Source organism: Streptomyces sp. NPDC094034 (assembly GCF_040303865.1).
Taxonomy (GTDB): Bacteria; Actinomycetota; Actinomycetes; order Streptomycetales; family Streptomycetaceae; genus Streptomyces.
In genome coordinates this window covers 1-14,920 of record NZ_JBEOUD010000062.1, presented here as the reverse complement: position 1 = coordinate 14,920, position 14,920 = coordinate 1, and the positions used below count along the sequence as shown (strand labels likewise).

Below are 14,920 nucleotides of genomic sequence, written 5' to 3'. Positions count from 1 at the left end.
AGCGGCTTGCCTCAGTCCTGAACCCGTGGCGCCGGGGGTGAGCTCGGGTCCCGTTCCGGCCGCGGCGGCACAACCGGTGCGGCAGGCACGGCGGGCGCCCCTTGTGCGCCCCAGCTCAAGGTCACCTTGAACGCCGCTTTGCCGCTGCCGCCCACCAGAGCGGCGACGATCCCGTCGTTGCCGGCAGCCAGCTCAAGACCGAACTCGACACTGACCTCGTCAGGGCGAGCCGCCGCGACGGCGTTGCGTACGTTGGAGGCGACGATCTGGAGAGACTCCTGAAACCCGTCCAGTCTTTCCGTGATGCGCTCACCCAAACCAGCGTCGCTCGGCCCGTCACCTTCGTCAACCGTCGCCCAGATGACCTGATCGTCCGGCATCCGCAAGCGCACGAGCTGCGACATGACTCCCCCTATTTTGCTGCCGCGTAACGGATCACATGGTACGAGCAGGATGCTGGATCCGTGAGCCGATCACGCCGAATCGCCGGTGATCGTGTCCTGTGTGGTGAGTCGTTTGTAGTAGCGGAGCGGCAACGATGAGGCCGAAGGCCGGGGAACACCGCCCCAGGTTGAACGACGTACGGTCCAACACCTTCCGGATAGACGTCAGGTACGTCTGCGAGCAGGTCCATTGTCAGTGCGGTGCGCTTCACTGTCCGCCATGGAGTTCACACAAGCGACCGTCACCGACTTGCTGGCCCAACTCGGCCCGGGAAACAGCTACATGTACTTGCCCAGCCACCTGGACCGGCAGTACCTGACCGGACTGCTCACCGACCGGTACGGCGCCCCGCGCACCCTCGTCCTCGACGGCTACACCGATCCGACGGTAGACGAGTCCAGGGGCGCGGCTCTCCTCGTCCCTTTCGAGGACCGTGCCATGAAGATGAGGGCGTGGGCATACGGGGACCAGTGGGTCGGTACGGGTACGGCGCGGGACATCGAGGGGGTCGAGCGGCCGGTGTTGGTGGTCGCTCACAGGGAGGTGCCAGAACCCTTGGCGGTCGCCCCGCACGAGGACGGGGACATCGACTGGATGGAGCGGCTCAGACGGATCACCGGCTGGACACAGCCCGCCCAGCGGCCGGACGTGGACTGGGCTGAGGTGGAGTCGCGCCTGGGCACCGCGCTGCCGAGCGACTACAAGCGCATGGTCGAGACCTTCGGCGAGGGTGCCTTCGACGGATTCCTGGACCTGAACCAGGAGCCATGGACGCGTCTCAGGGAGCACGGCCTGCTCATCTGGGCGAGCACCGAGCACGAGAACCATTACTGCTGGAGGGCCGACGGCGACGACCCCGACCGTTGGCCCGTCGTGGTCCGGTCCTTCGACGGCGAGGTCCTCCCCTTCGACTGCCAGGCCGCGGAGTTCGTCTGCCGCGTCCTCACCGACCCGCACCACCCGTTCACGATGGCCGGCGCTTTCGACACCCACTGGTTCATGCACTACGGGAAGAGCGACTGACCGTGTTCCACCACCAACAGCATTCGCCCTCCGGTTGGCGGCGCCTTCGGGGAACACGGCGGAGTGGCGGGTCACCCACCACACGGCGCCGAGCGAACGCGACCTGATCCCGGTGGCCGGCGGCGCGGTCGACCTCGGGGCAGGTGCGGCCCTGGGCACGGGGTGGCAGTGCGGCGGCAAGGCGCTGGCGTTCAGTCCGCCCGGATCTCCGAGCGCGTACTCGCCGCCGACCTCGGTCAGCCCACATAACCCGGCCGCGAGACCCGTCATCGTTGAAACTGCCCATGTACACTCCGCGTCGTCAGCGGACTGCACCAGGGAGGCCCACAGCTTCTTCGCGTCGGCGAGCGTCTCCCAACAGCCCGGCTACGACAAGGCGCTGCGCAAGGCCGCCGGTCTGACGCGAAACGTCAACCGGAACATGGCCACCACCACCTCCGTGCGGAGCGACGACACATAGCACCGCTTCGGGTACTCGCGGGCCCGCCACGGGTCTCCGCGACTTGCCCACTCCGTGCGGCCGCCGATCCCGTCGTCCCACACGAGCCGCTCACGGACATCCCGGAGCAGCTCACAGATGTTCAACGGCTTCATCTGGCGGAGACCGAAGCGGCACCGCTGTCACCCGAGGATGACTCGGCCAGAGATCGTGTGTGGGACAGGGCGATCCAGGCCAACTCGACCCTCTTCGACGGTACTCCCCCGCCCCGATCCTGTTCCTGCCAGGGGTGCCTACGCCCCCGCGTGCACGTAAGCCGCCCAGATGTGTGGCCTCTCCGGGATGCCGCGTCGTAACTGACGGACGGTGTCGTGCAGGGCGCGCGCGGCGCCGGGGCTGTCGGGGGCAGTCGTACGGCGGTAGAAGTCCCGCGTCATATGGTCCGCGTACGTGCTGTCGATCTTCCACAGCGTGCCGACCGCCGTCGGGAAGCCCGCCAGCAGGAACGAACTCGTGATGTGAATGGCCTCGTCCACGAGACGTTCGGCGGTGCGTGCGGTGCCGCAGGCGGCGAGGAAGGCGAGCCGTGCCGAACGCGGGCGGACCCGGCAGATCTCCAGGACCGAGACCGGCTCGCCGCTGGGCAGGTGCAGCAGGGCGCCGGAGGGCTCCGCCGGGTCTGTCGCCGCGTGGCAGCCGAAATGGGCCCACGAGGCGTCGTGCAGCGCGGCGAGCACAGCCTCGCGGGTGGCGGCCGGGCCGATCAACGGCGCCTGGGCGCCGAGAAGTTCGGCCGCATGGGCCGCTGCCGCCGCCACGCCGGGGAGATCGTCCTCGGGCGCGGCGACCAGCAAGGCGCCGCCGTGGTCGGCCGTGTCGCGCTGCCGGGCGCGTGCTCGCGCGTAGGCAAGAGTCTGCAGGCCGGGAGCGTACGACGAGACCACGGCGTCGAGGGCGGCACCACAGCCGTCCTCGACGCAGTCGGGCGCCGTGCACTCGGCCGCGTGCAACGGCAAGGCGCTGAACGGGCCCGTCGGCACCCACCAGATACACGGCCACGCGCCGTGGCGCGGGACGGGTTCCACCGCCCCGACGGAGTCCAGGACCGGGCGCACGATCCTGTGCCAGGCCCACGCCAGTATCTCGCGGACTTCCTTGCCCGCTGCCACGAGTTGAAGCGGGGAAGGGCGGGACGTGCCCTGCGCGTTGATGGCGTCGACGGCATCGCGCAGCCGGCGCGCCGCGTCGGTGATCTCGTCGGCCTCGGGGTCGAGGCGCAGGGCGGTGACCGACCGCTGGGTGACGACGAGGGCGTGGCAGTAGCGCTTGCCGTGGTTGAGGACGATGACAGGGCCTTCGGCCGCGAGCTCCATGGACTCCGCCGCGGACAGCGGCCGCAGGAAGTCCTCAAAGCCCGGCCGAGTACGGATGCGCCGAACGACATCGTCCAGTTCGTTGGACGCACGCAGGCCTGCGAGCCGGGCCCACTCGGCGGCCCCGGCGGCGGCCGACTCGGGCCGTGTGTCGATCCGGTCGGTCAACCGCTCGAACTCTTCGGCCAGTTCGGGATGCGCGGCCTGCAGATCGCCGATGTCGGCGCGCGCCTCGATGCGGCGCGCCAGCAGCAGCCCTCGGCCGCGTTCCAGCAGTTCGGCGGTACGGGCCACGTCGGGGCCCCGGACCGTGTGGTCCAGAGCGGGGAGGCCATCGAGGTCGGGCATCTGTCCCGCCTCCAGCGCCCGCACGCCCTGTTCCAGGATCCGCGCCCGCTCGGCGACCTGTTCGGCGGACTCGCGCAGTTCGAGTGTGGACAGGATCAGTTCGACGATCGACCTGATGTCGCCCTCGAAGGTCGACAGACCGTGCTCGGCGGACGTCTGGTCGCTGCCCCGATCGGTGATCCCCGCCATCGCCTCGACGGCCGAGTCAAGATGCGCCAGTGCCAGGTCGATTCGCGGCTCCCTGCGACCGAGCGCGCCGGCCGCCGCCCCGATCTCGCCGTGGGCACGCATCCAGACGGGAAAAGCGGAGTTGTTCCATCCCTCGGGGGGTGCATGGCCGTCGAGACGGGAGAGGAGGGAGTCGCGGACAACTGAGAGCAGTCCGAACGGGCCGCTGCCCGTTGGTGCCGGTTCGGGGGCGTGGTCCGTCCCGGAGACCGCCGGGCGGGGTGCGGGACCGGGGGCGTCCGTGGTGGACATTTCCGGGAGGCGGCCCCGGCCGATGAGGTCGATGAACGGGCTGATCACACCAGCCATGTCGATCGGCGACCCGTCCGGCATCGCCTCACTCAGGACGCCCTCCAGACACCGCGCCTCGGCGAGCAGCGCCCGCGATCGCTCCGGTTCGCTGGTGCGCAGGGTGGCGGCGCGCTGCATCAAGACCCCGGCGAGCGTCATCGTCACCATGGGCCGCATCGGATGTCCGGCGGGGCATGCCTCGAACGTCCTACGGCACTGTTCGACGACCGTGTCGTCGAGGTCGGGCCGCGGGCCGCCCCCCGGCCCCACGGTTTCCACCAAGTCGGCGTAGGCGTCGCCCATCAGGTCGTACCAGGGCGGGTCCGCCGCGTCGATCGCCCCGGCACGGGTGATCTCCCGCAGCCGGTGGGCGATGCGCCGGGCCCGCTCCAACTGCGCGGGCTCATGGCCGAACAGGTAGATATGCAGGGCGTTGTGGAACTCCGTGCGTGCTGCCAGCACCTCCCGGTCGGTCCGGGTCACCCCCGCGCCGTCCTGAAGGGTCACCTCCTCCGCAGTCAGCGAGGCGGGTCCGCGCGCCGAGGCGAGCAGGGCCGCCGCCTCACGCGCGCCTTCCACGTCGAAGGAGCCCGCCGACAGCACGGTGAGAGCGTCGGCAAGCATCCGATCGTACTCACCACCGGGCCCGTCGCCGGAGTCGGCACCGGCGTAGCGCAGCAGTTGTACGACCTCTTCGAGGACGGCGGGATCGGGCCGTTCCGCGGCGCCGGCGGACAGGGCTGCGCCGAGGGCCCCCGCCAGGTGCCGACGCAGCTGGGGATCGTCCTCGTCCGTGGCGTCGAGGAGTTCCCGGAGGATCGCGATGTCGGAGTCGTGGTGCTCGGGGCTGTCGAGGCGGACATCGGCCAACCGGGACAACTGGGCGAGTGTCCGGCGGAGTTCGTCGGGCATGTCTTTGTCCCGCGTGATGTCCGCCGTGATGGCGAGGGTGGCGACGGGCAACGCGGCCTCGAAGAGTCCGCGGCGCAGTAGGTCCGTAGCCGGGAAGCCGGCCGGAGCTTCGTTGAGCGTCTCCTGCGTCAACTCGCGGGACTCGACGTCCAGCTCTCCGGCGCGGGCGTGCGCACTGGAGCGCAGGGCTTCGGCTCGCAGCCCGGTGAGGGCTGCCAGGACCGCGACGTGAGCATGCCGGTTCGGGTGATCGGCCGGGAGGGCGGTGAGGCCGGAGCGGTAGCGATCGATGCGTTCGTCGGCGCTGTCGTCGGGCTCGAATCCGGCGGCCAGCGAGAGGACTTCGAGGTCAAGGTCGATCTGTCCGCCCTCGCGGGCGGCACGCTCCCTTTGCCACGCGACGAAGCGGTCGAGCAGCGACGCGGCCCGCTCCGTGGCGTCCGGATCGTCGCTCTCGCTCAACGACTCGAACTCCCGGTACGCGGCGAGCATCTCGCTGTGCTCGTCGCTCAAGGCCCCGACCGAGGCGAGCAGTTCGGTTGCCTCCAGGGCCGCGTCGGCGTCGTCGCACGCCCGCGCGAGCGCGGCGAGCGCCCGGCCGAGGGCGACGGTGACCGCGGCACGTTCGGGGTGGCCGGCCGGGGTGTCGTCGAGGGCCGCCCGCAGCCGGCGTACGCCGCACGCGACACGGCCCGCGTCCTGCTCGGCGACGCCCGCGTCGGCGATCGCCACACCGACGCGCAGATCGCGTTCACCGGGCCAGGTGACGGGCTGGGCGTCCAGCCTCCGCAGGAACCGCAGCCCATCCGCGGTCTCCGGGGTGAGGGCGTCATCCGGTACGACCGCGACCAGTCGTTCGACCTGCGAGAGCCGGGGGGTGCCGAGCAGCCGGGCGCAGTCCACGACCGTGCGCAGACAGGCCGCGGCCGCGGCCCGCGCCCCGTCGGGGTCGAACAGGCCTGGTTCGACGGTCAGCCGCGTGCACACCTCCCGTCCGTAGCGGGCGGCTGCGACCAGCCCGTCCGGGTCGGCCTCCGTCTGAAATCGGGTCATCCACACATCGTGTGCGTAGATGGCCAGTTCGACGAAACCCACGTGGTCGTCGGCGCGTACGAATTCGACAGCGGCGTCCGACCAGGCGAGCGCGCGGTCGAGCGCCGCCGCCCGCTCGTGAGGTGTTCCGTTCACCGCGACGTCGGCATGCACCGAGCCCACCAGGTGCGCGAACCGTGCCTCGTGGGAGGGGTCGGTGGGGTCGAAGTTCTCCTTCAGGGATTCAGGGAGTCCGGCCTCCTCGGTGAGGCGCGGGCAGAGGAAGCCAAAGGCCGCGACCCCGACCCCGATGTTCTGTGCGGCCTCCGGGTCCTCGGGACCCTGGTGACGGCCCCAGAACGTCCAGAACACGGCTGCCACCGCTCCGAGATCGACCGGACCCTCGGGCGACGGCGCCGCCTCACCCAGCAAAGCCAGCGCGTCGGCCACCGCCTCCTGGGCACGCAGAGGCGTGGCGTCGCCGGTGCTGTGCGCCGTGGTCAGGCGTTCTACCACACGTTCCCGAAGCTCGGACATCGCCTCCTACATTAGTCTGATCGGTTGTCAGGTAGAGGTAGTTATCGGGACTTCACGGGAGGCGGAGATGGGAGACGGGGCGAAGGCGCGCGGTGTGTACCAGAACGCCGTGGAATACCTGTGCCGCAACGTCGAGGAGCTGCGCACGCTCGTCTCCTCCGCTGTCTGGGAGTCGGCCTTCCCGGTCGTGCGCGACGCCGATCCGGCCGGTGCCGAGTGGCGCGACGCCGTACGCGCGCTCCACGACGCGGTCGAGTCGGCCGGCGTCCCGAACGGGCTCGGACTTCCCGCCACCATGAGCGTCGGCGACTGGCCCGGTGCCCCAACCCCGCGGTCGGTGGGCTGGGTCTGCCCCACGAGCCGCTGCGCCCGGGTCGAATTGCGCGACCGGGCGGCGGCCGTCACACCGGTCTGTGAGTTGGCCGGAGGGCCGATGCGCCTGGTGGACGGCTGAACGCGGTGGGGCTGCTCATCGAGTTGCAAAAGCGCATACCCGACGGCTGGTTCCTGCGGCGGCTGCTGCCCGCCGCGCTGTTCGTCGTCGTCGCGGTCGTCGGCGGCGGAGAGTTGGGGCATGCCCACTGGAACGACATCGCCCTCGCGCGGGAGCGGATCGCCGATGCGCTGCGGACGGGCGGCGGCTTCTCCGCGGACGCCATCGCCTCGCTCGTGCTCGTCGCGGTGCCGGTGGTGGGGACCGCGTTCGTGGTCCCCTACGCGGCGGCCGCGATCGGCTCTCTCGCGTCCGGGGCCTGGCCGTGGTGGCTGATGCCGATCGGCCGACGAGTGACCAAGTGGCGGGTACGGCGCTGGGTCGAACCGGATGTGCTGGCCAGGCGGTCCGTGCGGGCCCGCGCCGACGGCCACGCGCTGCGCGCCGACCGGCTCGACGCGCGCGCCGCCCGGGCCAGAACGGGCGGGCGGCCGCGGTCACCGACCTGGTCCGGCGACCGCCTCCGCCTCACCGAGGAGAACGTCGGACGGGAGTCCGGCGGCGATGTCGTCGGCGGCTGGACCACTCTCCTGCTCGGTGCGGCCGACCAGCCCCGCGCCGCGCTGACCGAGGCCCGCGACGCCTATGACGCGGCCTGCGAGGCCCTCGCCTGGAGCGCGGCGTTCACGGTGCTCGGCGCCTGGTGGTGGCCCGCGGCCCCCTTCGGCATGCTCCTCTGCCTGGCTTCCTGGCGCTCGCTGCGTCATGCGGTGCAGGCGCTGTGCCGTACGACGGAGGCGGCGTTCACGCTGCGCGAGACGGAGCAGCCGCGCGCGCAGCCATGAGCAGGAACCGTGGAGAGTCCGACAGCGACGCCGCCCATGCGCACCGCTCCTCGGCGCGGGCTTCATCCCGGTACCACGGGCCTCCGGCGAAAACGACCTGAGCAAAGCCAGACTGGAGTACAGGGGGCGAGTTATATAGTCCACACAGCGCGCTTCTGGTGATGGTAAAGGGCACTTGGTGTCACTGAGCATGGAGGTTTGCTGTGGAGAAATACCGCTACATTGTGGTCGGAGCGGGCACGGCTGGGTCCGTTATGGCGGCCAGACTGAGCGAGGATCCCACTGTGAGCGTCCTGCTCTTGGAGGCAGGGTCAAGTGACCGGCCAGGCGACGAAAAGGGCGTTGCCGATCTATGGGGAAGCCGTTTCGACTGGGCCTTTACCAGCGTGCCGCAGGAAAATCTGGATGATGTGACGGTGCCCATTCCACTCGGACGGACGCTGGGCGGTTCCAGCTCCATCAACGGCTCGTACCATATACGTGGCCACCGCTCAAGTTATGATGCCTGGGGGAAATCCGGGGCTCAAGGGTGGGGTTTCGAGGATTTGCTGGCCTCCTTTCGCCGGAGCGAGCAGACCACGGGAATGGATACCCAGTGGCGCGGAACTGATGGCCCCATGGTGATTGAGCCTCCGACCCCGCTTTCCCGCGACGCCTTTTACGGCGCAGTCCTGACCGCGGCGGAAGAGGCCGGGTACAAGAGTCTCGTTGACGGGAACGGTGCTGAATCGGAGGGAGTGGCACCGACAGAGATCAACCTGGTGCGGGGGAAACGCCAGAGTGCGGCGGATGCGTACGTGCGGCCTGTCCAGCAACGCCCCAACCTGACCGTGACAACGGACGCCACGGTCCATCGGCTGCTGATGGAAGACCGCCGTTGCGTCGGTGTCGAGTACGTTGTCGACGGCCAAAGTGTCCGGGCGGGAGCCGACCGCGAAGTCATTCTGTGCGCCGGGGCGGTCGGGACACCTCACATCCTCCAACTGTCCGGGATCGGTCCGGCCGCTCATCTCCGCGAAGCAGGGGTCGAGGTCGTTCACGATCTGCCGGGCGTCGGAGGTAATCTCCAGGACCACACCTACGCGCATGTCGGGTTCGCCACGTCGGCCCCTGTCCCGGCGGCCAGTCCGTACACGCCGCACATTCTCACCCGCACTTCAGCGACCGCTGAGCCTGATCTCCAGCTCATCGCTGTGCCGATGCTTCTGCCGGTCCGGGACGCCGCCGCGAAGCTCGAACCCTGGGGCAGTGAATCCTGGACCTTCTCCGGTGCGAACGGCTACTGCATCGCTTTCTCGTTCATGCGACCCGAGAGCCGGGGTTCGGTGCGGCTGGCCGGCCCGGACCCGGCCACCGCTCCGCTCATCGACCTGGGGCTCTACAGCGAATCTCGTGATCTGGACCGCATGGTCGTCGGCCTCCGCGCCGCTCTGGCTCTTGGCCGCGCCGATTCCCTGGCCTCATTGCGCCAGGGCGAGGAAGCCTTCGGCCACCCGCTTGAAACCGTGAGCGATATGCGGAGTTATGTCAAACTCGCGACGGGCAGTTACTTCCACCTGGCCGGCACGTGTGCGATGGGAACGGGATCGCAGGCTGTGGTCGACTCGGACCTGAAGGTGCACGGTGTGCAGGGAATCAGGGTGGTGGACGCGTCGGTGATGCCGTCGCTCCCCGCAGCGAATACCAACGCCACTGTCCTGGCTGTCGCCGAACGGGCCGCTGAACTCATTCGGTCCTGATGCCACCGCCTCAGGTGGTCATCAAGCGCCGCAGGTCCGTCACGTACTTGCGGATGAGGGTCGGGGACAGGCACGGCACGTCCCGGTCCGGTCCCAGGCCGGCCTCATGGACGGCCTCCCGGAAGCGGGCCGACGGAACGTCCGAACCGGGCACAGCGGCTTCCGGTTCCTGGAAGCCTTGCAGCAAAGGAAGGATGGAGTACTGACGCTGCGCCTCCGGCAGGTTGCGCAGGGCGGCTTCGACGCGGACGAGCCAGTCACCGTAGCCCGCGATCCGCTCGATACCATGGCCGTCCTCGATGAGCCACTCCACGAACGTGTCGAGTGAGATGCCGTCGTCGTGCGGGTTCACCAGGCTGAAGGTCCGGTACCTGGAGGTGCTCCGTCCCAGCGCGACGACCGATGCCGCGGTGAAGTCGACGGGCAGGCCGTCGTAGTGGGCCCGCGGCCCCTTACCACTGTCGGTCCGGTAGAAGGAGTCCGGGGCCAGGCCCGTCGCGAGGAGACTGAACAGCAGTCGGCTGAACATGTCATGCACGTTCAGCTGCCCGATGTACCGGCTGTGCGCGAGGATCATGTTGGAGCGGAACACCGTCACCGGCAGGTCACACAGGTCGTGCGCCTCCCGCAGCAGCACCTCCCCCGCCCACTTGCTCGTCGTGTACCCGCCGGCGTACCCGTCGTCGACGGGCTGGACCGGCAGCGCGGCGCGCACGTCGGTGTCCTCGTCGAGTGGCTGTCCCCTCCGGGACCTGGACACGGCCACGCTGGAGATGTACGTGAACGCCTTGAGCCGTTTGGTCAGGGACAGCCGGATGAGCTCCGCGGTTCCGAGGACGTTGGCGTCGAACAGGTGGCGGTAAGGCAGCACGTGGTTCACCAGGGCGCCCGCGTGGACGATCAGGTCCACCTCACCGGCCAGCCGTTCCCATGTCGCCTCGTCCAGGCCGAGCCTCGGCTCGGCGATGTCTCCTGCCAGCACTTCGAGGTGCTCTGCGGCCAACTCCTCGAAGGTACTCGTCAGTTCGGAGTCGTCGCTGCCGAAGGCGTCGGCCAGTCGCTGTCCGGCGGCGTCCGGGTCCTTGCCTCGGACCACGACGGTCAACTTGCCGCCGGCCGGGGCCAGCCGATGGAGCCACTCAAGGGCGAGGAAGCGCCCCAGGTATCCGCTCGCGCCGGTCAGCAGAACGCGGCGCGGCTCCCCGGCAGGGCGCGGAAGGTGGCGGGTGCCGTCGAGAGTTGCCGCATCGATGAACCGGCCCAGGATGAGGTCCTTGGCGTGCGCCTCGGTGGCGTCCTCGCCGTGCACCGACGCGAAGGTGGGCCGTGTCCCGGTGGCCGTGCGCTTGGACTCGACGTAGGCGGCCAGCTGTCGCAGGTCGTGCGCGGGGCTGATGATGACGTCGACCGGCACCCGGACACTGAAGGTGTCGTACAGCAGGTTCGACAGTGACACCGCGGACAGCGAGTCACCGCCGAGGTCCCGGAAGCGCGCGGCGGGACTCACCTCTGTCGGCGAACCCATCAGCAGCGCCCGCGCGGCCAGTTGGACCGTTTCCAGCACCGGCCGGTCGCCGCCCGTGCGGCGCAGGTCGAGCAACTCCTGGGTCTCGTGGGCGGATATCTCGGCGTACAGATGCTCCAGTCGTTCGCCGTAACGCTCCACGAGCTGGGGCCACAACAGCTTTCGCTGGTCCGACAGGAGGCCGTTGGCCTGGCTGAACGGCTCGGCTTCGAGCAGCAGACCCCTGGGGATCTCGTACGAATTCAGGCCCGTGTCCTTCGCGATCCGCTGGAGCGATTCGCTCAGCAGTTGTCCGAGGCGTTCCCGGTCGTCCCCGTACCGCCGCAGGGCCCCCGGGGTGGGCACGACGACAGCGAGCAGGTAGGAGCGCTCGCTGTTGCCGTAGAGGAAGATCTGCCGCACCAACGGGCAGGCGGCGAAGATCGATTCCAGCCGGGAGATCGCGACGAACTCGCCCTGGGACAGCTTCAGGACACCCTTGCGGCGGTCCACGACGGCGATACGGCGTGGACCGAGCTCCGCGACGATGTCGCCGGTCCTGTAGTAGCCGTCGTCGTCGAAGAGATCCGCCGTCAGCTCGGGCTGGTGGTAGTAGCCGGGGATGCCGTCGGCCTTCAGCAGGAGCTCGCCGCGCGGGTGCGGGACGTCGGTGCGGAAGTAGCCGAGCTCGGGCACGTCGGCCAGCTTGTAGTCGATCACCGGCGGGCACAGCAACTCACCGTCGACGGCGATGCCCGCGACCTCCGTGGAGCCGTACATGATGTGCAGGGGAACGCCGAGGACGGCCTCGGTGAACTCGGTCAGGGTGGTGGACAGCGGCGCGGAACCGCAGCTGGCCCTGCCGACGCGCCCTCCGAGGACCTCCTCGCGCAGCTGCTCGCGTACCTCGGTCGCGGCCCGCTCCGGGTCGGTGCCCGCGGAGGTCCGCCGGTCCAGCTCGCTCTGGTAGAGCTGGTGGAGCATCTCGCATACGCGCGGTACGAGATACAGCTCGGTGGGCCGTACGAGAGCGATGTCCTCGAAGAGCGTCGACAGGTCGCTGCCCGCGGTGAAGTAGCTGGTGCCGCCGCGCGCCAGTGCGTTCACCAGCAGGAAGTGGCCGGCGAAATGGCTCAACGGCGTGTAGTTGAGGGTGACTATGTCCGTGCCGGTCCGCTTCGCCCGGTCCTCCCACATCACCCTGGCCAGCCGCTCGGTGTACATCGCGCCCTTCGGCGTTCCCGTACTCCCCGAGGTGTAGATGAGCATCGAGAGGGGATCCTCGTCGTCGCCCGGTATGTACGGCGGAGCCTCGGGCAGGTCCGCGCCGCGGTCGAGAACCTTCGAGAGGGCGACGACCTCGACGTCCCGTCCGGCCGCGGCCAGGCTGTCGCGGGCGGCGGCGAATCGCTCCGCCTGGTCCTCGGCGCGCGGATGGTAGTCGAACACGATCAGCCTCTGGACCGAGGGCGTGCGCAGGGACAGCTCGGTCGCGGCGTCCAGTCGCTCGACGCTCGCGGCGACGAGGAGCGGCTCGGTCTCCGCCATGATGGACGTGAGGTTCTCGGTCGACGCACTGATCTGCAACGGAACGTTGACGGCACCCAGATGACCGCACACCAGGGCCAGTGTCGCGTAGTCCCGGCTCGTGAAGCCGAGGAGGGCCACCCGGTCGCCCGCGGCGAGAGGACGCCGCGGATGATGGTGCCATTCGCTCGCCACCGCGCGGGTACGGCTCCACAGCTCCCGGTAGGTGGTCATTTCGTAGCGCGGCAGCAGACGGGCCGAGACGCGCCCGGTACGGGCGTCCCGTACGAACTCCCTCGCACGCTCACCGACAGCGGGCCGGTCCTGGTAGCGCTCAAGGGCATGTGCCATTACTTGCGCGAGTCGCACTGAGATCTCCGCGTCGCATAGGTGGGCGGACTTGTCTGGGGACAGCCCTCCTGTCGGTCTGTCACTACCCCACGCGGGGGTTCGTATAAAGCGTCCCCTCGGACCAGATGTAACGAGTCCCGCCCCACCTGGCCGCTGACTCGACGTCGGGAAAGAAACCCCGTCCCTCAAGGTTCGCGCTCGTGTTGCACAGCACGGGTACTCCGCTGATTTCCGCGTAGGCGGCGAGGATACGGGCGGCGTCGGTGTCCTGGGTGGACGCGATGGTCTGGAGCCGAGCGGTGCCGTCCAGGTGAACGACCGCCGGGACGCGTTCGGCCCAACCGGGCCGCATACGGTGCTCGAAGATCATGTAGGGGTCGGGGGTGCCGGGGGCGAAGACCTCCGGAGCGCGGTCCTCCAGGCAGATGGGCGCGACGGGCCGGTACGAGGCGCGGTTCTTGATGTCGTTGAGCCGGTCCTTCATCCGGGTGTCGGTCGCGGGCGCCAGGATGCTCCGGTTGCCCAGAGCGCGCGGGCCCAGCTCCGCCCGACCAGAAAGAACGACCACCGGTTCGCCCTCGGCGTGCAGAAGGGCGGCCAACTGCCGTTCGTCACAGGGCTGTGCCCGCCAGCCGTCGGGAAGTGTGCCTGTGGTGATCCGCGGTCCGCTGTACACATCCCACTCCAGCGCGGTCCGGCCGCGCCGGAACATCTCACAGGCCGCTGTGCCGATCGCCGCCCCCGCGTCGTTGGGGAAGGGCGGGACAAAGACCTCCTCAAAGACGTTGCTGGCCCGAATCGCGCTGTTCCACTTGATGTTGAGCGCGCAGCCGCCGCCGAGCACAAGGTTGTGGCCGCCGTCCGGGAAGCGGCTCCGCACCGCCGAGGTGAGCCGTTCGAGCAGATTGTGGCCGATGTAGCCCTGATAGGTGGCGATGAGGTCCGCGTTGGACAGGCCCGGCATCAGCTCGTCCCGGTTCGCGGCGACCTTGTCGCCCAGCATGCCCACCTTGTCGACGGGGAGGTCGCGGAACTCGGCCATGAGGTCGTCGAAGACGGCGAAGGCACCGGTCTCGACCCGGCCTTTGGCCGCGTAGGCCATGGCCTTCCCCGCGACGGAGAGGTGCTGGCGGATGTACGTGTCCGACGTCACGTCGTCGGTGTTGAGCACGTACGGTTCGAACCGCGAGCAGAAGGCCGCGAAGCTGCCTCCGAAGACGGGCATCAGGGTCTCGACGAAGGTCACCTCACGGGTCGCGGCCCGCACCTGGTAGAGGCGGGGGGTGACCAGGCCGTCCCAGACCACGACGAACGCGTCCTCGTCCCTGGCGGCGAACGGGCTGGAGCAGTAGGTGCCGATGAGGTGGTTGGCGACGTGGGTGTAACTGGCGTAGTTGTCGAAGCCGTGGCCGCTGAAGGTGTGGCGTTGCAGCGGCCCGTCGTCGCGAGGACTCTCGACATACGGTGCGACTCGCAGATGTACCGGCAGGCCGCCGGCGTTGACGCTGACGGCGGTCTCTCCCCCGGCGTCTTTCGTGTACCAGCCGTCGACCACGAACTGGTCGATGTCGGCGGGTGCCAGACCCTCCGCGGCGAGGATCTCGGTCACGCGTTCCAGGTCTCCGAGGGAGCTGTAGCGTTCGCCGTTGTTCAGCTTCTCGATCTCGTAGCTGAAGAGAAGGCGACCATTGTCGATGACGGCAACCCCGCCGTCGTGCGATGCCTTGATCCCGCATATGCGCATGTGGTCAGCCACACCTTTCTGGCCGCATGGCGGCCTGGATTTTTTGCACGTGCGACTAGGTCCTGTCCGGTCGATCTTCGCGGATAAGCCCGCGGCGTCTGGTGCCGTGCATCGCAAGGCGGAGGATCGCCCATGTACTGGACGTACTTG

Annotated in this window: 8 protein-coding genes and 1 pseudogene; 5 read left to right on the top strand and 4 right to left on the bottom strand. The window is 69.3% G+C overall.

Annotated elements, in window-relative coordinates:
• Nucleotides 1–11: 11 nt before the first annotated feature.
• Nucleotides 12–404: a CU044_2847 family protein gene (locus tag ABTZ59_RS33935; protein WP_351423422.1), complete on the bottom strand. Its 393-nt coding sequence runs from the start codon at nucleotides 402–404 to the stop codon at nucleotides 12–14.
• A gap of 259 nt (nucleotides 405–663) precedes the next feature.
• On the opposite strand from ABTZ59_RS33935, the gene ABTZ59_RS33930 reads away from it, so the two are divergent.
• Both ABTZ59_RS33930 and ABTZ59_RS37475 read left to right on the top strand, forming a co-directional pair.
• Nucleotides 664–1,467 (top strand): SMI1/KNR4 family protein, encoded by an 804-nt coding sequence (locus tag ABTZ59_RS33930; RefSeq protein WP_351423419.1) that lies wholly within the window; start codon nucleotides 664–666, stop codon nucleotides 1,465–1,467.
• A gap of 352 nt (nucleotides 1,468–1,819) precedes the next feature.
• Nucleotides 1,820–1,921 (top strand): annotated as a pseudogene (locus ABTZ59_RS37475) (IS982 family transposase); the annotation flags it as partial.
• A gap of 278 nt (nucleotides 1,922–2,199) precedes the next feature.
• On the opposite strand, the gene ABTZ59_RS33920 reads toward ABTZ59_RS37475, so the two are convergent.
• Nucleotides 2,200–6,627 carry a CHAT domain-containing protein gene (locus ABTZ59_RS33920; RefSeq protein WP_351423411.1) on the bottom strand — a complete coding sequence of 1,476 codons (4,428 nt, stop codon included), beginning with the start codon at nucleotides 6,625–6,627 and terminating at the stop codon, nucleotides 2,200–2,202.
• A gap of 67 nt (nucleotides 6,628–6,694) precedes the next feature.
• Between ABTZ59_RS33920 and ABTZ59_RS33915 the strand changes: the two genes are divergently transcribed.
• The 3 genes from ABTZ59_RS33915 (at nucleotide 6,695) to ABTZ59_RS33905 (ending at nucleotide 9,644) form a co-directional block, all read left to right on the top strand.
• Nucleotides 6,695–7,081, top strand: a complete 387-nt coding sequence (locus ABTZ59_RS33915; protein ID WP_351423408.1) for a hypothetical protein — start codon at nucleotides 6,695–6,697, stop codon at nucleotides 7,079–7,081.
• A 5-nt stretch (nucleotides 7,082–7,086) separates the two neighbouring features.
• Nucleotides 7,087–7,905, top strand: a complete 819-nt coding sequence (locus ABTZ59_RS33910) for a hypothetical protein (RefSeq protein WP_351423405.1) — start codon at nucleotides 7,087–7,089, stop codon at nucleotides 7,903–7,905.
• Between the two features lie 203 nt (nucleotides 7,906–8,108).
• The gene (locus ABTZ59_RS33905; RefSeq protein WP_351423402.1) at nucleotides 8,109–9,644 is read left to right on the top strand and encodes a GMC family oxidoreductase; all 1,536 of its coding nucleotides are present in this window, start codon (nucleotides 8,109–8,111) and stop codon (nucleotides 9,642–9,644) included.
• 10 nt (nucleotides 9,645–9,654) lie between these two features.
• Here the strand turns inward: ABTZ59_RS33905 and car are convergent, their stop codons facing one another.
• Both car and ABTZ59_RS33895 read right to left on the bottom strand, forming a co-directional pair.
• Nucleotides 9,655–13,044 (bottom strand): carboxylic acid reductase, encoded by a 3,390-nt coding sequence (gene car / locus ABTZ59_RS33900; protein ID WP_351423397.1) that lies wholly within the window; start codon nucleotides 13,042–13,044, stop codon nucleotides 9,655–9,657.
• Nucleotides 13,045–13,108: 64 nt separating this feature from the next.
• Nucleotides 13,109–14,770 carry a carbamoyltransferase N-terminal domain-containing protein gene (locus ABTZ59_RS33895; protein ID WP_351423388.1) on the bottom strand — a complete coding sequence of 554 codons (1,662 nt, stop codon included), beginning with the start codon at nucleotides 14,768–14,770 and terminating at the stop codon, nucleotides 13,109–13,111.
• Nucleotides 14,771–14,920: the final 150 nt, after the last annotated feature.